This window comes from Mucilaginibacter flavidus, assembly GCF_024055575.1.
In the GTDB taxonomy this organism is placed as follows: Bacteria; Bacteroidota; Bacteroidia; order Sphingobacteriales; family Sphingobacteriaceae; genus Mucilaginibacter; species Mucilaginibacter flavidus.
Genome location: NZ_JAMXOE010000009.1, coordinates 35,642 through 55,383, shown reverse-complemented (window position 1 = coordinate 55,383; position 19,742 = coordinate 35,642). Strand labels below are relative to the sequence as shown.

Here is a 19,742-nt window from a genome sequence, read left to right as displayed (position 1 = left end):
ATCTATCAAAATTTGCAACATTGTGTATTTACTATTTTACTGATTTTCCACGCCCTTTTTTAGAAATTCTGCGTGTTTTGCTGATTATGACCAACTGAGCACAATATCCACACCGACCGGTTGAGAATTATATCTAATAAAAGTATTTAACATAGAATATGCGGGGGTGCAGGAGTCAGAATTGTGCCGTTGTTTAGCAATATTTAAGGTCGATCAGGCTCTTCTGCCTATGAATAACTTAGCAAGTTAGCAGCTCACAATCATCAATACATCACCAAACATCGACAATAAATAAAAAAATTACATAAAAATGGTATTTTAAATAAAATTTACATACTTTCATAATATGCAAAACAGGCTTTTTAAAATATCAGCCTTATTTATATTACTATTCACCGTATTTTATGCGCGTGGCAACGACGCTTTGCATAAAAAAGAAGATTTAACGTCAAAAAAAGTCGCTACTTTAAAAGAATCACTCAAAAAAAATCCTGATTATCCTTTTAATTACGAATTTATATTAAATAATGCACCACCCCAGGTGCTAAATATTCAACAACACCGTGTGGTACATTTTTCGCACGGAATAAATAACCGCCCCTCTACTTACACCATATCGGTAAGCTATCTTAATTCTATCTGCGGGCAGGGCAACAGCGAGCTCTCGCATTTTCGCAGGCTCACCCTCTTTCCATTTCATGATTTCTGGTAGTCACTAAAACGGTGATAAGAAACATAGCTACCTGTGCTGATTACACAGTTGGCGACATTGTTTTTAATTTAGTTTTAGTACTGCGCAGGGTTTTGATTGAGCCTTGTGCAGTATTATTAAGTCCTAAGTCCATAGTCCCGAGTCGATAGTCCTGAGTCAATAGGAATTGAAGTCCCTTTTTATTTCATCTTTGACTTTTGACTTCCGGCTTAAGACTACAGACTCCCTGCAAACCCTTTTCCCAAAAACTTAAATATGAAAAAATTCATACCATTTGGCGTACTTATAATTGTAATTATACTTGCCCTTGTATATCCGTCTATTGATATTGTTACCATAAAAGACAGCCTGATTAATTCGGGCGATACTGCCTGGCTGCTGGTTAGTACAGCGTTGGTATTAATAATGACACCGGGTCTCGCCTTTTTTTACGGCGGCATGGTTAGCAAAAAAAACGTACTGTCAACCATGATGCAAAGCTTTGTATGCATGGGTGTTATTACCATTATATGGGTAATATTCGGATTCAGCCTTGCCTTTGGCGATGATATTGGCGGTGTTTTAGGCAACCCCGGCACATTTTTCATGATGAAAGGCATGCTCGGTAATGCTACCTGGAAGCTGGCCCCCACCATTCCCCTCGTACTGTTTGCCATGTTCCAGCTAAAATTTGCTGTAATAACCCCGGCATTAATTACCGGTGCATTTGCCGAGCGTATCCGCTTTAACTCTTATATCATTTTCCTTTGCCTGTTTATGATTGTTATATACGCACCATTGGCCCACTCAACCTGGCACCCCGACGGTTTCTTGTTCAAACTTGGTGTACTTGATTTTGCAGGCGGCACAGTTGTACACATGTCGGCCGGCTGGGCAGCACTTGCTTCGGCATTATATCTTAAACAGCGTAATGATAAAGCCCACGCTCCTGCCCGAATCAGCTACGTACTTTTAGGTACCGGCCTGCTTTGGTTTGGCTGGTTTGGTTTTAATGCTGGTTCGGCACTTGGCGCAAACGCTTTGGCAGCAACCGCATTAGGCACCACAACTACAGCATCAGCTGCAGCAGCTATATCATGGATATTTTTTGACATGGCCCGCGGTAAAAAACCTTCGGTAATGGGGGCCTGTATCGGTGCCGTTGTCGGCCTGGTGGCTATAACACCTGCAGCAGGTTTCGTATCTATTCCTCACTCATTAATTGTGGGTATCGTTGCTGCGGTGGTAAGCAACCTGGTTGTTATCTGGAGGTCATCAACCAGCATTGACGATACACTTGACGTGTTCCCGTGCCATGGTGTAGGAGGCATGGTAGGTATGCTGATGACTGGTATTTTTGCCCACGTAAACGTTAACTCGGCAAACACAACAGGCAATGGCTTATTCTTTGGTCAAACCCATTTGTTTTTTGTGCATTGTATTGCGTTGGTTGCTGTATCAGCGTTTGCATTTTTCGGATCGTTATTGTTACTAAAGATAACCGATATGATCAGCAAGCTGCGCGTTTCTCCTGAAGAAGAGCTGATTGGATTGGACGTTAGCCAGCACGACGAAGAATTATAATACTAAAAACTAAATCAACTGTAAAAAAATAAAGCTGCTCCGGTTATCGGTGCAGCTTTTTTGGTTTGTTGTAGAGGGCGTGTTGCATAAGCCCTGGATGTACAAAGTAGAGGGCGTATGCAATATGCCCCTACCCTAAATTCCGTGCTACCAATCCTTCGTCGATATCTTCTTTACCCCAATATCCTTTTTAATCGCTGAAACCTTCGTCATATATTCCTTCAATTTTTCGCCTATTTTAAGGCTTGAAGTTAATACACCATTCAAGTAAGCAGCTAAATCCTTCTTTTCAATTTTACCTTCCGGTTTTTCAAGCGGGATATAAATACCCGGAATAGACTCGTAGACGTTATACCTGTTACGCTGGTAAGGGTTAAACACAAAGTCTGTTAGCCAATAACGGTATTTCCCGTCCCTTATATCAATTCTTAGGGTAAATGATACCGAGCCATCTTCGTGCGATGTCAGCAGCGTTTTTTTTGATACCAGGAACTTACCCGAGCCCATTAATGCAAACGATTTTTCTTTTGTACGCGAATCTTCCTCCTCATGCATACTAAGTAGAGAAAGCGCCGTCGCCGGATCGGCTTTCTTGAAGAAATATTGCGCACGATTGAAAAGAGTATCTTTAATCGTTCCCGGTTGCTGCACCACCTGGTAATAAATGTATTTGTTATTCTCGTCGAAGGCAAGCGAATCTTTTTGGGCAAACGCCGCTCCTGCAAACAGTACAAATACTAAAACGGCTGTAAGTTTTTTCATATTACAAATATAAAGCCGCTCCCTAGCATGAGAGCGGCTCCTTGAAAATATTTTGGTTGAAATATTAGAATGCGTAAACCGCAGCCAGTACAAACTGTGATGCATGTTTGCTTGCCAGGCCATTGCTGTCGGTAAATGCCGCACCAAAAGCATCGCTCTTTGTGTCAAACCTTACTTCCGGAATAACAGTTAACGGACCAGCTTTAATGTTCGAGGTAACAGTAATAGCTTTCACATCGCCACCGTTATCTTTTACTTTAAAGTACTCACCGCGTAAACCGAAGGTTACAATTGGTGATACAGCTATTTGAGGATATAATGCTACACCTTCAAAACCACCACCATTGTTTGGAGCAGAGAATGTTGCAGCGTTTACACCCAATTTAAATGCATTAGTAATTTGATAGGCAGTTGTAAGGTCGAATTCAGTACCCGAATATGAGCCGGTTACCAGGTTTAAATAAGCTGTCCAGCCTTTCACAGGGGCAACCATTAATTGCGCACCAAAGGTTGACACATCTCCACTACCGGTTTTAGCGGCGTTTAGCGACGAGTAGTAATTCCACTGGTTGTTAAAGATACCTGCCATTAAGCTTACTTTATCGCTAAATGCATAAGTGGCTTTAAAGCCGGCATTTTGGAACGGGCCGCTGGTGAACAGGTACGATGTTGAATAGTTAAAATTACCTGCAGGCGATATCACCTCGTAACCAACAAACGTGGCCATATAACCCGCGGTAAGGTTGAATTTATCAGTTACATCATACGATACATACAAATTTTGGATGTGATAGCCCGAAGTTGGGATAGATTGATCGCTGCGGGGACCAAAAGAAAGCTCCCCAACAAAAGCTGCTTTGCCTACCTTTTTTTTCAGGGCAAGGTCAATCATGCCTATCGATATGGAATTGTTTTCGTTTGCAAAGCTGGTTGGGATATTTGAATGTCCCGAAAAATCAGCTTTGTAATAAGTATCTACCGAACCTGAAAATACCAGGGGCGGGTCTGCTGCCGGAGCAGCGGTCTTACCGGTGTCGGCCGGCATTGAAGCCGCAGTGGCTTTAAAAGTAGCAAGTGATGCGGCAAGTACAGTACAAAGTAAAAATCTTTTTTTCATGATAATGAGTTGATTGAAAGTTGAATTTGTTTTGATTGATTTGAAATTTTGATTGATTTGAAATTGTTAAAGCATAGAAATCCTGTATCTGAATTATTTAGCTTTAATTCAGCATTACTTTTAATAAAGTGTTATTATTTTAAAAGAACCCTTATGCGGCCGGTTGTAAAAGGATGGTAATTGCAGAATCAAAAACCAGCCGCATAAGGGTATATATTTTAAGGTTATGCAGTAACCTTAGCGCCTGTTTCAAACAAACCGCTTAAGCTAACTTCATCTTCCTGTGGTGGGTATACTTCAATACCGTGGTCGAATACGTCAAGACCACCAACACCTGCTTCGCCATGTTCTTCAACACGTAATCTCCATGGGTTCGGTAATTTGTTGATGATAAACATCATTACAAAAGTTACCACAAAAACCGCAATGGCAATTGTAAAGGTACCTATAGCCTGGGCCACAAGTACGTGCGTGCCACCACCGTAAAACAAACCGGCAACCGGTGCAGAGTTATCGGCGCCAGTCGGGCCTGTAGCGCCATACTGGCCACTTGCAAATAATCCTAATGACAATGTACCCCATATCCCACTTAAGCCGTGTACAGAAACTGCACCAACCGGATCGTCAATACGGAACCATTCGAAAATATAAACGCCTGCAAATACTATGAAACCTGCAACTGCTCCCAGCATTAGGGCGCCTAATGGGCTAACCCAGTAACATGGGCATGTAATAGCAACCAAACCGGCAAGGAAACCATTTACAGTAAATGCCAAATCAAATTTTCCTTTTGTCGGACCCCACCATAACGCAGCAAGCATGGCTGTGAAACCTGCGGAGCAGGCAGCAAGTGTAGTATTTGCAGCAACGCGACCAATACCCTGGCCATCCATAGCAGACAATGTACTGCCAGGGTTAAAACCATACCAGCCAAACCATAGTATAAAACCACCCACAGCGGCAACCAATAAGTTGTGACCCGGAGGTAGTCCGCCTTTTTCTTTGTTATCGCGGGCAAAAATACGGCCTAAACGAGGGCCTAATACTATTGCACCTGCTAATGACGCCATACCACCAATGGTGTGTACAACTGTTGAGCCTGCAAAATCGCGGAAGCCCTGGCCTAAAGATGGGAGGAAGTTTCCGGCGGTTCCCATCAGCGCAAGGAAACCATCAGGCCCCCAAGCCCAGTGGCCTATAATTGGGTAGATGAACCCTGTAATACCAATTGAATATAGAATATCGCCACGGAAGCTGGTACGACCGATCATTGCACCAGAAACGATGGTTGAGCAGGTATCAGCAAATGCATACTGGAAAATCCAGTGGGCCAATACGGGGATACCTGTACCTTCGTAAGTTAAAGGTGTATTTTGAAGAAAGAACCAGTTGGTGATGGTTTTACCGTCGGCGCCTAAGCCACCCCAACCGATAAAGCCGTTACCATGGCCAAACATAAATGCGTAACCAACAGCATAAAATAAAATTCCGCAAAGGCAGGTATCAAAAACACACTCCATCAATACGTTTACAGTTTCGCGCTTGCGGGCAAAACCAGCCTCAAGCATAACGAAACCAGCTTGCATACCAAATACAAGGAAAGCAGCAACCAGTGTCCACACTGTGTTAACTGTATTAATTAATGATGTTTCGTGCGCAGTGTACACTTCGGCAGCAGCGTGTGCCTTTGTACCAAAAATTCCTGGCAATGTCATCATTGCAAATACGATAAGGCCAAGGCCTATCATTTTCCCCGCAAAAATAGTAGCGCCAAGTTGCCATTTTTCTCGTGTCAGTTGTCGGACCGAACTGAGCAAGCCGTCCTTTGTAGTTTTCACTTTCATTGTTTGATTAGTTTAATTTAGTTTGATTGATATTATTTAAGGTGATTTTTTTACGCTAGTCTTATTTTGTTTGATTCCGTGTGATTATTGCTGATTTTTTGCGAAATATTTAACAAACACATCGTTTTTATAAATTTTTCTATGAAATTATGGATGAATTTTAATAAAAACAAATTTTACAACAATAATTTAACATTAAAATTTACATTTTTATCAAATTAATAAATTTACACCTAAAAAACAATGATTTTTTGAATTATTAATAATGACAAATTTATGATAGCAAAAAACAGATGTCAAAAAACATAAAACTCATATTAAATCAATAAATAACCGTTTAAAATTTAAATTTCATCATAAAAATTAGCAAATTAACGCATTAAAACCATCAAAAAAGCCAAAATCTAACCACAAACACTCCTAAACGGGTAAAAATTGAGTTGCTTTTAAAAAAAATACACTTTTTTTCATATTTATTTTAAAATCTGTATATATAATAAAGTATAGTTTTATTTTTGACCATAACCTTTAAAATCAGTTTCATGGGCAATATTCGTTTCCAGGCTTTGCAGGCAGTACTTACCAGGGGCATACCCGAGGTGAAATTTCCTTCCCAAAAAATCTCCGACTTTTTTGGAGCAAACGTTTTCGATAAAAAGAAAATGAAAGAATACCTGTCGTCCGAAGCATACCAGGGCATCATCAATTCTATTGATAAAGGCGAACCCATCCCCCGCGATATGGCGGAGCAGGTTGCCTCAGCCATGCGTTCATGGGCTATGGGAAAAGGCGCTACGCATTATACCCACTGGTTTCAACCGCTTACGGGCTCAACTGCTGAAAAGCACGATGCCTTTTTTGAGCCTACCGGCGATGGCGGCGCAATCGAAAGATTTTCGGGCGATGCATTGGCCCAACAGGAACCTGATGCATCAAGTTTCCCAAGCGGCGGTATCCGCAATACATTCGAAGCACGCGGTTATACCGCATGGGATCCATCATCCCCTGCCTTTATAATGGCGCGTACACTTTGCATCCCGACTGTATTTGTTTCATACACCGGCGAAGCACTGGATTATAAGGTGCCTTTATTAAAGGCATTGAATGTGCTTGATAAAGCCGCCGTTGACGTTTGCCATTATTTTGATAAAAGCATTGAAAAGGTTAATGCATCGCTGGGAATTGAACAAGAGTACTTTTTGGTTGATATAGCCTTATTTAATGCACGCCCCGATTTGTATCTAACCGGACGGACGCTGTTTGGCCACATGTCCGCCAAAAACCAGCAACTGGAGGACCATTATTTTGGCTCGATACCTGAGCGGGTGTACGCATTTATGCAGGACATGGAAACAGAAGCCTTATTATTAGGCATTCCGCTAAAAACACGCCACAATGAGGTTGCACCCTCACAATTTGAGTGCGCACCTATTTACGAAGAAATAAACCTTGCCATTGACCATAACCAACTGCTGATGGATTTGATGGACAGGGTGGCCAAACGCCATAACTTTAAGGTGTTACTGCACGAAAAACCGTATGCAGGCATCAATGGCTCGGGCAAACACAACAACTGGTCGATGATAACCAATACCGGTAAAAACCTGTTGTCGCCGGGCAAGACGCCAAAAAACAACTTGATGTTCCTTACATTTTTTGTAAATACTATCAGGGCAGTGTACGAACATGCCGATTTGCTGCGGGCATCTATCGCATCGGTAAATAACGACCATCGTTTAGGGGCCAATGAGGCGCCGCCTGCAATCATATCCATATTCCTCGGCAGCCAGCTGAGCGACGTGCTGGATGAAATTGAAACATCTCGCATCAGCAAAAAAATAAAAGAAGACGCGCTGTTATGGCAGGGTATCCCTAAAATACCGCAGATATTAAAGGATAATACCGACCGCAACCGCACCTCGCCGTTTGCTTTTACTGGCAATAAGTTTGAATTGCGGGCCGTTGGTTCTTCTGCAAATTCTGCCAGCCCGATGACAGTACTGAACCTGATAGTGGCCGACCAGCTTAAAAAGTTTAAATACGATGTAGATAAGCTGATAAAGAAAGGCGAGAAAAAAGATGTGGCATTGCTATATGTGATAAAACGCTATATCAAAGAGTCGAAGAACATTCGCTTTGAAGGCAATGGCTACAGTGCGGAATGGGAAGCTGAAGCTGCGTTACGCGGATTGGCCAATATAAAAACTACGCCCAAAGCGCTGGATGCGATGCTGTCAGACAAAACCGACTATTTATTTGCCGACACAGGTGTTTTCTCGAAAAGAGAGTCGCACGCCAGGCACGAGATTTTGTTAGATAGCTTTTACAAAAAATTACAGATTGAGGCCCGTGTAATTGGCGAATTAGGTACTAACGTAATTATCCCCGCTGCCCTAACCTACCAAAGCAAGCTGGTTGAAAATGCCAGGGGCTTAAAAGACCTTGGGCTTGATAAAGAAACCTACAAAACGCAGCTGGATATCATCATGAAAATATCAGAGCACGTTAACGCGATTCAAACCGATATCGACCAAATGGTGAATGCCCGTAAAAAAGCCAATACCATTGAAGACATCCGCGACAAGGCGATAGAGTACGATGAAAAAGTAAAACCATTCTTCCAGCCAATACGCTATCACGTGGATAAGCTGGAGCAGTTGGTGGATGATTCGTTATGGCCATTGCCGAAGTTTAGAGAGTTGCTGTTTATAAAATAATTGGGCACTAATTTTAACGAATTAAATCGAATTTTACGAATTAGATTAGCGCGAATCAAAGCAAGTTGAACCGGAACTGGTCCCTAAAACCGACTCCATAAGGTTAATTTGATAAAATTCGAACTAATTCGTGAAATTCGTGTCTTTCAATTCGCGTTACTATTTTCCACCTGTTCCGTCAGTTCCATCTCCTCCGGGGTATTTAGTTCCTTAATATATTGCACTTTGAGGTGGTCATATAGCGAGTGCTTATCAATTAATATCGATACGAGGCTTGCAATCATTCCGGCAAGTATCAAATGAAAAATGATATTATGGCTATTGGTCATCTCCAGCACCAATATAACCGATGTAAATGGCGACCTGGTAACGCCGGTTAAAAAACCAACCATGCCAGCTAAAATAAGCAGGTTCGCGTTGGCTTCGGTTACATTAAACCACGATGCCATCAGTGAACCGACGCTTGCCCCTGCTCCAAGTGCAGGCGCGAATATGCCGCCTGCCGAACCTGCAGTAAATGAAACCAATGTGCCCCCTATCCGTAACAGGGGCGTGTACCACGCAACATATTTATGCGTTGTAAATAACGTCGTCTCCATAATATCCTTTCCCGACCCTAACGCAACTTTATCGATAAAAAATGCCATCGATGCCAAAATAAGCGCGCAAGCAACTACATAAATAACATGGTGCCAATGAGATTTAAACTTTGCCTTAAATTTAAAAATGAACAGCACCAGTTTTGACATTCCGCTACCGCATAGCCCGGAAATAACAGCAACCAGTGCCACGCCTAAAAATATATAGCCCGACAAACCGTCGACTTTAGGATATCCCAGGTATAAATATGGACCAAGTAGCGCCTGTGCTGAAAGTCCGGCGATAATCACCGACGAAAAAATTGCTGTTTTATAATAGCTAAAATGGGTTTTTGTAAGTTCCTCAATGGCAAATACTATACCGCCAAGCGGTGTGTTGAAAGCCGCGGCTAAACCTGCCGCTGCCCCGGTTACCATCATATTTTTCTTAGCTATTTTTGGCCACCATTTTGGCAACACCTGGTAAACAATTTTGTATACCGACGTGGCAATTTGAATAGTAGGCCCTTCCCTGCCTATGGCGCCGCCGCCAACCGCCATCACCAGGCTTGAGCATACCTTTACTATAATAATGCGAAAACCCAAAAGCTTATCGACAATCTTTACAGTTTTGGGCGATGAAATCTGTATGGCTGCCATTACCTGCGGAATACCGCTTCCCCGCGCGTAAGGTGAAAAACGATGTACCAGCCACCAGGCAAACACAAAACATACCGGCGACAATATAAAAAGCATCCAGGCATGGTGCGTAAAAACAAACGTTGTTAAATCCTCCGCAGCAACAAACAGCTTTGTATACAAAACTGCCAGCAAGCCGGTAATTATTGAGGCAAACCAAAATGGTATAGCCTGCAGTGCATTCTTTTTTAAGTTTTCATTGCGTATCCTATCGAACGCGGTTTTGAGTTGAAGACGAAGCCAGGTGATGAATTTCATGTAGCAGCGGGGGTATTACTTCTGTTGAACAAAATACCGGCCGGTATGTGTTAACAATAGTGCAAATGTAATCCTATGATGCGAATTTCACGAATTAGCCCGAATTTTCTCAAATCGGATTCGTGTAATTCGACTTCGTTCGCAAAAATTAGTGCTAACTCAATTCGTCTAATTCGAAATAATTCGTGAAATTCGTGCCTTTTTAATTCGGTGCTTATGAGTTCTTCGCAAAGATATGACCAAAGGGGTGTTTCGGCCTCGAAAGATGATGTACATAATGCTATAAAAAATATCGACAAAGGCATCTTTCCAAAGGCTTTTTGCAAAATTGTGCCCGATATTTTAACCAATGACCCATTATATTGCAATATAATGCATGCCGATGGCGCGGGTACCAAATCGTCATTAGCATACACTTACTGGAAAGAAACAGGCGATATTTCTGTTTGGCGGGGCATAGCACAGGATGCTATTATTATGAACCTTGACGATTTGCTTTGTGTGGGTGCAACCGATAATATCCTGCTGTCATCAACCATAGGTCGCAACAAAAACCTTATCCCCGGCGAAGTGATTGCCGCTATAATAAACGGCACCGAAGAAATCCTGGCCGAATTGAGGCAAGCAGGCATCGGCATCTACTCCACAGGTGGCGAAACTGCCGATGTAGGCGACCTGGTACGGACCATCATCGTCGACTCTACCGTTACCTGCCGCATGAAACAAAGTGACGTAATATCCAATCACCGTATACAACCCGGGGATGTCATCGTCGGCCTGGCATCATACGGGCAGGCTACCTACGAAAAGGAATACAACGGCGGCATGGGCTCAAACGGCCTCACCTCAGCCCGGCACGACGTTTTTAATAAAACCATTGCGGATAAATACCCTGAAAGCTATGATGCGGCTATTCCGTACGAATTAATCTTTTCAGGTAGTAAAAACCTTACTGATTTAATTGATATCGGCGACAGCCAAAGCGTAACGGCCGGCAAGCTCGTGCTATCAGCAACCCGTACTTACGCTCCTATCATCAAAAAAATGCTTGATGCGCATCGCGATAGCATACATGGCATGGTTCACTGCAGCGGCGGCGCGCAAACCAAAGTGCTGCATTTTATCGATAACCTGCATATCATAAAAGATAACCTGTTCCCGGTTCCACCGTTGTTTAACCTTATACAGCAGGAATCAAAAACCAGCTGGCAGGAAATGTACAAGGTATTCAACATGGGGCACCGAATGGAGCTTTATGTACCACAGGAAATTGCTGATGACTTGATAAACATTTCGGAAAGTTTTGGGGTTGATGCAAAAATTATCGGGCGGGTTGAAGCTGCTGATAAAAAGCAGGTAACGATAACGTCGGAGTTTGGGGAGTTTGTGTATAATTAAAGCAAAATTCATGCTGCATTTTCTGTCGTCACAATCGCCACTAAGCTTATGGGTGATTTTTTTGGCGGAAAATTTTGCAGTAACGGCAATAGCTTTATTTGCCGGCTGGACTATTCTCAAGCTGCTTAAAAAACCTGCAAAACCCGCATCAGGGAAAGAGTGGCGAATTTGCCTAATCACCAACCTGTTTAATACGGCTATAACATTTTCAGGTTTTTGGTTGTGGAAACACCATTATATTAGCTTTAGCTTCGACCAAAACTGGCGGTTGGTGGCTGATTTCTTCATTGTTTTTATATTGATGGATTTGGCAATGTATATTTTTCATTACGCTATTCACCATTCAGCAGTTTATAAAATAATCCACCGCTTTCATCACCAGTACCAGCACCCTATCCCCATCGATTTATTCGTACTTCATCCGCTGGAAACGGTAAGTTTTGGTGCTTTGTGGCTCGCGGTTATCTCTTTGAATAGCTTTAATTTTTATGCCATTGCAATTTACCTGGCAGCAAACGTTATCTTCGGCATCATTGGGCATTTAGGCATTGAGCCCTTGTCTGCCAATACGCGTAACAAGCCTGTCTTCAAATACCTCGGCACGTCAACTTTTCACCACACGCACCACCTTGATGTAAATTACAATTTTGGTTTTTATACTAACTTATGGGATAAGTTATTTAGGACTTATAAGGACTAATACGATATATTTTCGTTGTTTCACTACCACTCTTTCGCCATTTCCTCAACTTACTTCAGCGAATAAAAATCACCCGCCTTAACCCTGACTACGGGCTTCTTCTATCCCGCGATTATATCGCTCAATATCAGTAGGATTATTTTCTTCATCCAATTCTTTATGCGTAGTAAATTTCACAAACTCTTCCATTACAAACTTAAATGTTTTGATACAAGAAAGGCCCGGAAGTTTGCCCGGGCCTTTTCTATTATGCGGTTAAAGGTGATATTAATTGAATGTGTACCTTACACCTAATTGTACCTGGTAACGCGAAATCTGGCCGATTTCGTTTACGAATGATGTAGTAACCGGTTTCAGGTTAGTTTTATCAAGGTACGGGAATGAATAGGTTGCGTGGCCTGTAGCCTGGTCAATACCCTGGTATTTAAGAACTGTAGTGCTGCCGTTGTTAAATCCGCTGTACGAATCCTTGTATAAACCCCAGTTTTTGTTTAAGAAGTTACCAAAGTTAATGAAGTCGGCAGTAAATTGTATAGAGTTTTTAGTTTTACCAATGTTCGTAAAAAACTCTTGTGCAAAGTGCAGGTCAAGCCTTTTAAAGTAAGGTAATACTACACCGTTACGCTGGGTAAATTGTCCCCTGTGAGCGCTAAGGTATTTATCCTGGCTGATAAATGAATTCAACTGGTTCCATATTTCATCTGGTGTACGTGGGTCAGCAGCAAAATCTTTAACCAGTTCGATATCGCCTTGCGCTTTTGGCACAAACATTAAATCGTTGGTGGTCGAGCCATCATGGTTTAAGTCGTTACCGGCGTTGGCTGAAGTGATGTACGACACAGCACCGTTATTAGCCATTTCGAAGATCAGGCCCAACGTGGTAGCTGTATGATGCCAGAACTCTTTTTTCCAGGCAAGCGATGCAATTATGCGGTTTGGTTGTACAAATGAACTGTTCGACAGGTAATCGCCGTTAGAGTTACCCGGAGTTGGGCGCGAGCTCCAGATGGTGCTGGCTGTTGAACCGCCATCGTTAACGTCTTTCGAACCACTATGGGTATAGGCTATATTAGCATATATGCCGTTTGTAAAGCTTTTTTGCAACTGTGCAGTAATAAAGTACGAATAACCTTTGCTGGTGTTGTTCATGTAGTACAACGATGTGATTGCAGGATTAGCCGCTGTTGCCGATGCAGCTGGCGTGGTTGTATTGCTCTTGGTATACTGGATTTGTCCTTCAGGGCCAGGCAATACGCTGAAGCCATCAGATACCACAAGGTTTTGGTGATAGATAGCGTTTATGTCTTTGCTGTAAACACCTTCAATAGTTCCTATCAGACCACCTGGCAATCTTTGATCGATAGCAAGGTTAGTTCTCCAGATTTTTGGATATTTAAGGTTTGGATTCGCAACGTCAAGCTCGTAAGAAGTGTTGGCTGCAGCTGTTCCCGGAGCAGGGCGGTTAGCGTTCGGATCTGGATTGAATTTCAACCTTGGGTCGGCTGGGTTATCCTTTTTGTTGATAGTGTATGAACCAAACAACACGCCATTGTTTGAAGCCTGGTTAGATATCCATACAAAAGGAACAGAACCGGCAAATAAACCAGAACCACCACGAACCTGGGTAGAACCATCGCCGTTAACATCCCAGTTAAAGCCTACACGCGGCGACAACTGTATACGGTTTTTCGGCAATACAGATGGGTCAACATGGATACCCTGCTGGAAAGTAATACCTGTTACGTTAGGGTTTTTCTGAAGGGTAGTTGGGAATATGTCATAATCAGCACGCAAACCGTAAGTTAACCTTAAATTATCAGTTACGTGGAATTTATCCTGCGCATACAAGCTAAGGTTGTAAGCCTTTATTTTAGCAAACGGGAACGCTCCACTAGGCAAAGCGGAGTTACGTGTTGCGTATTGGTTTGCAGGCAAATCATTTAAAAAGTCCGAAGCGGAGTTAAATATGTATATGCCATTGTAGTTAGGGGCAAAACCGTTGGTGTAGCTCTGCACCTGGTCATTAGTACCAAATGTAAATTCGTGTTTGCCTGAGTATATGGTTAAATCATCAGAAAACTGGCCAATATTCGTACTTAACAAGTTGCCGGCTGTAAATATTTCAGAACCGAACGATGTTAAGTTGGCAGTTGGCGCTGTTACTATATTACCATTTGCATCTGAAGTACCGTTGCCAATATCAACAAACGGAAGGGCGGTAGTACCCAGGAACGTGCGGAAATCGCGCAGTGCTGAGTAACCGATTGTTGCCCTGTTTGATATTTTGCTGCTGATACGGGTATCCAACTCAACAATACCTATGTTAAAGTTGTTGTTAATGCGGTAACCGGCTCCATAAAACGGAAGCGTAAACTTTCCGGCAGCCCTGGTACCAAAGTTTGACGGGCCTGAGTTTGAGTTACTCGGAGGTGCATCCCTGAATGATTTCAGGTAAAAATATTTCGCGCTTAAAGTATTGTTCTTGTCTATGTTCCAGTCAAGCTTGAAAGTTATTTTATCGCTGTGTGTTAAAAAGTTATAGTTCTGGTAAGGTCCCGGGTCATAACCGTAACCTTTTAGCTTGGCAGCAATAGCGTTAAGCGTTTGCGCATCAGCTTGCGACACGCTGCCGCTGCCACCCTGACCAGGTGCCGGGGCCGCAGTAAAGCTTGACGCAGGGTTGCTCACGCGTTCCTGCTCGCCTGACAGGAAGAAGAATAATTTATTTTTGATGATCGGGCCACCTAAACTGATACCATCAGTATGGTAATTAAACGGAATCTTGCTAACATTTGTAGCCCCCGCGCTGTAGCCGGTAAGGCCTACACCACGCCAGTAATCATATATTGTACCTTTAAATGTGTTGGTACCCGATTTTACTACTGTGTTAACACCTGCGCCGGTAAAGTTACCCTGCCTAACGTCGTAAGGAGCGATGTCAACCTGTATTTGGTCAATCGCATCTAACGATATTGGCTGCGAGTTTGTTTGACCGCCCAATGTGCTCGATAGACCAAAAGAGTTGTTAAACAATGCACCATCAACAGTAATATTGTTAAACAAACCGCTGCGGCCGCCAAAACTTAAGCCATTTGCTGATGGTGTAAGCTTTGTAAAATCAGACAATGACCTGTTAAGTGTAGGCAATGCCTCAATTTGCTGGCGGTTAACAGTTTCGCGGGCGCCGGTACGTGATGAGTTTATCACTTTACTGCCCGAAGCCTTGATAACTACTTCGCCTAATGTTGTAGTATTATCTTCCAATTTGGTATCAAGCCGTTGGTCCTGGCCAATTGAAAGTGTAATGTTTTCCTGAACATTGTCTTTGTAACCAATAAAGGTTACTTTAAATGTGTACGGTCCGCCTACCCTTAAGTTAGGAAGGTTAAAACGGCCGTCGGTACGTGTTACCGTTGAATAAACAGTACCAGTAGGTGTGTGTGTGATGCTAACGGTAGCACCTGGAATCGGGCCTTTCGCGTCGGTAACGATACCGTTAACGCTGGCCGTTGTTACGCCCTGGGCCGATACATCTTTCGTCATGAAAAACGTAATGCCTGAGAGTAAAATAAAGAGTAAAAACTTCCTCATAGTAGTTTCTTTAATTTTAAATTCTGTTAATTAATCAAATTGTGGGGCAAAGATAGGTACAACTATAATCGGCTATATTAAGTTAATGTTAATATTTATTATAAACTTTTCAACAGCAACGAATTATTTACATACATTAAGGAAAATAACAAGCTGTTTAATGTAATATTTCGCAAAATTTTATTTAGATTCAAGGACGTAAGTAAGACTATCGTATTTGTCTACTTTCCGTTTTAACCTCATAAAACAGACATTTCTCTGATTTTAGCATTTGACAGCTTTTAGTTAGCTTTGGCATCGGTTTTAAAGCGATAAAAGGAGGCAGTGGGTAAACGCATAATGGGCTTTATCGCCAAAAATCGGGACGGGATGGTTAGCAGGTTTGACCGCCCGGCAGGTAACAAAACATAAAAACTTTCACATTCGTAAAAAGGGAAATTGAAATCCCATTTTCAAAAAATTGTATAAAGAGTTCACTATTAAAAACATTATAATCAAAAAATGAATTACGATTTAATTGTTATAGGTTCAGGTCCGGGTGGTTATGTGGCTGCTATACGCGCTTCGCAGTTGGGTTTAAAGACCGCTATCATCGAAAAAGAGTCGCTTGGCGGCGTTTGCTTAAACTGGGGGTGTATACCCACTAAAGCCCTGATAAAAAGCGCCGAGGTATTTGAATACATTAACCATGCAGCCGAGTATGGTATTAAGGTTGGCAGCAGCGAGGTTGATTTTGAGGCAATGATAAAGAGGAGCCGCGGCGTGGCCGACGGCATGAGCAAAGGCGTCCAGTTTTTGATGCGCAAAAACAAAATTGACGTTATTATGGGAACCGGCAAGTTAAAAAGCAAAGGCACGGTTACCGTAACCAACGCAGCCGGAGAAACGTCCGACGTATCTGCAAAACATATCATACTGGCTACAGGTGGCCGCTCGCGCGAATTGCCTAATTTAAAGCAAGACGGTGTTAAAGTAATTGGCTACCGCCAGGCTATGGTGTTGCCTAAAAAACCGGCATCAATGATCGTGGTTGGCTCGGGCGCTATAGGCATCGAGTTTGCTTATGTATACAATGCAATAGGCACCAAAGTTACTGTAGTTGAGTTTTTAGATAACATCGTTCCTCTTGAAGACGAAGAAGTTTCAAAACAACTGGCCCGCACACTTAAAAAACAAGGCATCAATATCATGACCAGCTCAAACGTTGAGTCGGTTGATACCAGCGGCGATGTTTGCAAAGTGCAGGTTAAAACTGCAACCGGCACCGAAACACTTGAGGCTGAAATAGTTTTATCGGCAGTTGGTATTTCAACTAACCTTGAAGGCATTGGCCTCGAAGAAAACGGCGTACAAACCGACCGCGGTAAAGTTGTGGTTGACGATTACTACCGCACCAACGTTGAAGGAGTTTATGCTATAGGCGATATTGTTAAGGGCCAGGCGCTTGCTCACGTAGCATCAGCCGAGGGCATTATTTGCGTAGAGAAAATTGCCGGGCAAAACCCGCATCCGCTTGATTATAATAATATTCCGGGTTGTACTTATTGCTCGCCTGAAGTTGCCTCTGTCGGCTATACCGAAAAAGCCGCGAGAGCAGCAGGTTACGAATTAAAGATTGGTAAATTCCCATTCTCGGCATCGGGTAAAGCAAGCGCAGCAGGCGCTAAAGACGGTTTTGTAAAACTGATATTTGATGCTAAGTACGGCGAGTTTTTAGGCGCCCACATGATTGGCCATAACGTAACCGAAATGCTTGCCGAAGTTGTCGTGGCCCGCAAACTGGAAGCTACCGGCCACGAAATGATTAAATCAGTACACCCGCACCCAACCATGAGCGAGGCCATTATGGAGGCTGCCGCTGATGCGTATGGCGAGGTGATACACCTATAAAAAGTTGGCAGTAAGCAGTGGGCAGTGGGCAGTATTTTTACCAATTGCTCACTGCCAACTGAAAACTGGCTACTGCAAACTCTTCTCAACCATCTTCGAGAAGAAATCCCAAAGAACAATCCCGGCAGATACTACGATATTAAATGAATGCTTAGTCCCAAACTGGGGGATTTCGATACAGGCATCAATGTTTGCCATTACCTCCTCGCTTACACCGTTTACTTCGTTGCCGAAAATTAAAGCGTATTTAGCCTCTATATTGGGTGAAAACTCGTTCAGCATGGTTGCATTTTGCGCCTGCTCAACGGCTATAATTATATAACCTTCACTACGAAGTTGCTCAATTGCTTGCAGAGGTGTTTCAAAGTATTTCCAGTTGATAGATTGTGTGGCGCCAAGAGCAGTTTTTTCAATTTCGCGGTGTGGCGGGCAGGCGGTTATTCCACACAAGCAAACCTGCTCAACAGCAAAACCATCTGCGGTACGAAAAATAGAGCCGATATTATGCATGCTGCGCACATTGTCAAGCACTACCGCTACCGGAAATTTCTCCATCGCCTTAAATTCAGCTACCGAAGCACGGTTTAGTTCGTCGAGTTTTAGTTTCTTCATTTAGTGCAAAGGTAAAAGGCGAAAGGCAAATGGTGAAAGGTAAAATGCCGAAAGGCAAATTTAGCTCTCCTGGCTTTTTGCATATTTTTTTGCCGCTTCTTTCGAACTTCCGGACTTTACTAACTTTCGGACTTCATCACCCCCACCCCATCACCAATAAGTGAACGGTAAACTGAAGGGGCGTAACCTATTTTATTAGTATAATAAGTGGTGATATTTCTACTAAAATCCTCATATGCCGATTCTTTAACCAAAGCTATCCCACAGCCACCGAAGCCGGCGCCAGTCATGCGGGCTCCCGCTACATTGGCATCGATCTTACTGTATTCGGCTATCGCATCCAGTTCTATTCCGCTTACTTCATATAAATCGCGCAGCGAATCGTGCGAAGCATACATCAGACGACCAAATTCGTTAAGGTCATTTTGGCTTAAAGCAACCGCAGCCAGTTTAACACGGTCGTTTTCCTCAATTACGTGCTTGGCACGGTTGTAAACTACTTTATCTGTAATTAAATGGCTGTGTTTATTAAAGGTTGCGGTGTCAATATCGCAAAGGTTGTTAATATCTAATTCCTGTTGTAATGCTGCCAAAGCCGCCTGGCACTCCTGCACCCGCTCGTTATATTTCGATTCGGCCAGTTTGCGTGGTTTGTTGGTGTTTATTATTGCAAGGATATATTCGCCCAAATTGCTGTCAACAGCCTTATAATCCAGCGTGTCGCAGTTCAACATCAGGGCCTTGCTTTTTTCGCCGAAGGCAACAGCAAACTGGTCCATTATACCACAGTTAACGCCGATAAAATTATTTTCTACAGATTTGGCCAGCTTAACCAAATCAAGTTTGCTGTAACCGCTACTCATCAAATCATTCAATGCAAAGGCGGTAACTACCTCGATAGATGCTGACGACGAAAGCCCGGAACTAATAGGAATGTCACCATAAAAAAGCATATCCAAACCCGAAACCGGGTGACCGTCCTTTAAAAAATACTCGATTACACCCAGCGGATAATTAAACCAAAATTCATCTGTTTTAGTGTAGTCATTCTGTACAGGTACATCCAGCTTTTCATCAAAATTCAAACTCCTGAACCTGAAAACACCATCGCTATTTGGCGATACCAGCAAATAAGTACCAAAAGTTATGGCGCAGGGCATTACCAGGCCGCCATTATAATCAATATGTTCGCCTATTAAATTTACGCGACCAGGGGAAAAGTAAGCGTTTTGAGGTTCTTTATTAAATATCCTGTTAAACTCCAGCGTAAGAGATTGCTTCATTTAGTATCGGTAATTGGT

Annotated in this window: 13 protein-coding genes; 6 read left to right on the top strand and 7 right to left on the bottom strand. The window is 42.8% G+C overall.

Translation table 11 applies throughout. From position 1 onward, the window contains the following. Positions 1 to 346: 346 nt before the first annotated feature. Together NAF19_RS14865 and NAF19_RS14860 are read left to right on the top strand one after the other, a co-directional pair. Positions 347 to 712: a hypothetical protein gene (locus tag NAF19_RS14865; RefSeq protein WP_252790853.1), complete on the top strand. Its 366-nt coding sequence runs from the start codon at positions 347 to 349 to the stop codon at positions 710 to 712. A 255-nt stretch (positions 713 to 967) separates the two neighbouring features. Further along, positions 968 to 2,275: an ammonium transporter gene (locus NAF19_RS14860; protein WP_252790852.1), complete on the top strand. Its 1,308-nt coding sequence runs from the start codon at positions 968 to 970 to the stop codon at positions 2,273 to 2,275. A 147-nt stretch (positions 2,276 to 2,422) separates the two neighbouring features. On the opposite strand, the gene NAF19_RS14855 is transcribed toward NAF19_RS14860, so the two are convergent. From NAF19_RS14855 to NAF19_RS14845, 3 genes are all read right to left on the bottom strand, one after another. Further along, complete coding sequence (locus NAF19_RS14855) at positions 2,423 to 3,037, bottom strand: DUF4468 domain-containing protein (protein WP_252790851.1); 615 nt, start codon at positions 3,035 to 3,037, stop codon at positions 2,423 to 2,425. A 64-nt stretch (positions 3,038 to 3,101) separates the two neighbouring features. After that, entirely contained in the window at positions 3,102 to 4,154 is a 1,053-nt protein-coding gene (locus tag NAF19_RS14850) for a porin (RefSeq protein ID WP_252790850.1), read from the bottom strand. A 224-nt stretch (positions 4,155 to 4,378) separates the two neighbouring features. Further along, positions 4,379 to 5,998 carry an ammonium transporter gene (locus NAF19_RS14845; RefSeq protein ID WP_252790849.1) on the bottom strand — a complete coding sequence of 540 codons (1,620 nt, stop codon included), beginning with the start codon at positions 5,996 to 5,998 and terminating at the stop codon, positions 4,379 to 4,381. A 542-nt stretch (positions 5,999 to 6,540) separates the two neighbouring features. On the opposite strand from NAF19_RS14845, the gene NAF19_RS14840 reads away from it, so the two are divergent. Then, on the top strand, positions 6,541 to 8,715 hold the full coding sequence (locus NAF19_RS14840) for a glutamine synthetase III family protein (protein ID WP_252790848.1): 2,175 nt from the start codon (positions 6,541 to 6,543) through the stop codon (positions 8,713 to 8,715). A gap of 146 nt (positions 8,716 to 8,861) precedes the next feature. Here the strand turns inward: NAF19_RS14840 and NAF19_RS14835 are convergent, their stop codons facing one another. Then, positions 8,862 to 10,250, bottom strand: a complete 1,389-nt coding sequence (locus NAF19_RS14835) for a chloride channel protein (protein WP_252790847.1) — start codon at positions 10,248 to 10,250, stop codon at positions 8,862 to 8,864. Positions 10,251 to 10,466: 216 nt separating this feature from the next. Between NAF19_RS14835 and NAF19_RS14830 the strand changes: the two genes are divergently transcribed. Next, positions 10,467 to 11,648 (top strand): AIR synthase related protein, encoded by a 1,182-nt coding sequence (locus NAF19_RS14830; RefSeq protein WP_252790846.1) that lies wholly within the window; start codon positions 10,467 to 10,469, stop codon positions 11,646 to 11,648. Positions 11,649 to 11,658: 10 nt separating this feature from the next. Continuing rightward, positions 11,659 to 12,348: a sterol desaturase family protein gene (locus NAF19_RS14825; protein WP_252790845.1), complete on the top strand. Its 690-nt coding sequence runs from the start codon at positions 11,659 to 11,661 to the stop codon at positions 12,346 to 12,348. Positions 12,349 to 12,615: 267 nt separating this feature from the next. On the opposite strand, the gene NAF19_RS14820 is transcribed toward NAF19_RS14825, so the two are convergent. After that, entirely contained in the window at positions 12,616 to 15,939 is a 3,324-nt protein-coding gene (locus NAF19_RS14820) for a TonB-dependent receptor (RefSeq protein ID WP_252790844.1), read from the bottom strand. Between the two features lie 501 nt (positions 15,940 to 16,440). Between NAF19_RS14820 and lpdA the strand changes: the two genes are divergently transcribed. After that, positions 16,441 to 17,829, top strand: a complete 1,389-nt coding sequence (gene lpdA, locus NAF19_RS14815) for a dihydrolipoyl dehydrogenase (RefSeq protein ID WP_252790843.1) — start codon at positions 16,441 to 16,443, stop codon at positions 17,827 to 17,829. Positions 17,830 to 17,898: 69 nt separating this feature from the next. Here lpdA and NAF19_RS14810 read toward each other — a convergent pair whose 3' ends face one another. Both NAF19_RS14810 and NAF19_RS14805 read right to left on the bottom strand, forming a co-directional pair. Continuing rightward, entirely contained in the window at positions 17,899 to 18,441 is a 543-nt protein-coding gene (locus tag NAF19_RS14810) for an RNA methyltransferase (protein ID WP_252790842.1), read from the bottom strand. Positions 18,442 to 18,560: 119 nt separating this feature from the next. After that, entirely contained in the window at positions 18,561 to 19,724 is a 1,164-nt protein-coding gene (locus tag NAF19_RS14805; protein WP_252790841.1) for a galactokinase, read from the bottom strand. Positions 19,725 to 19,742 lie beyond the last annotated feature (18 nt).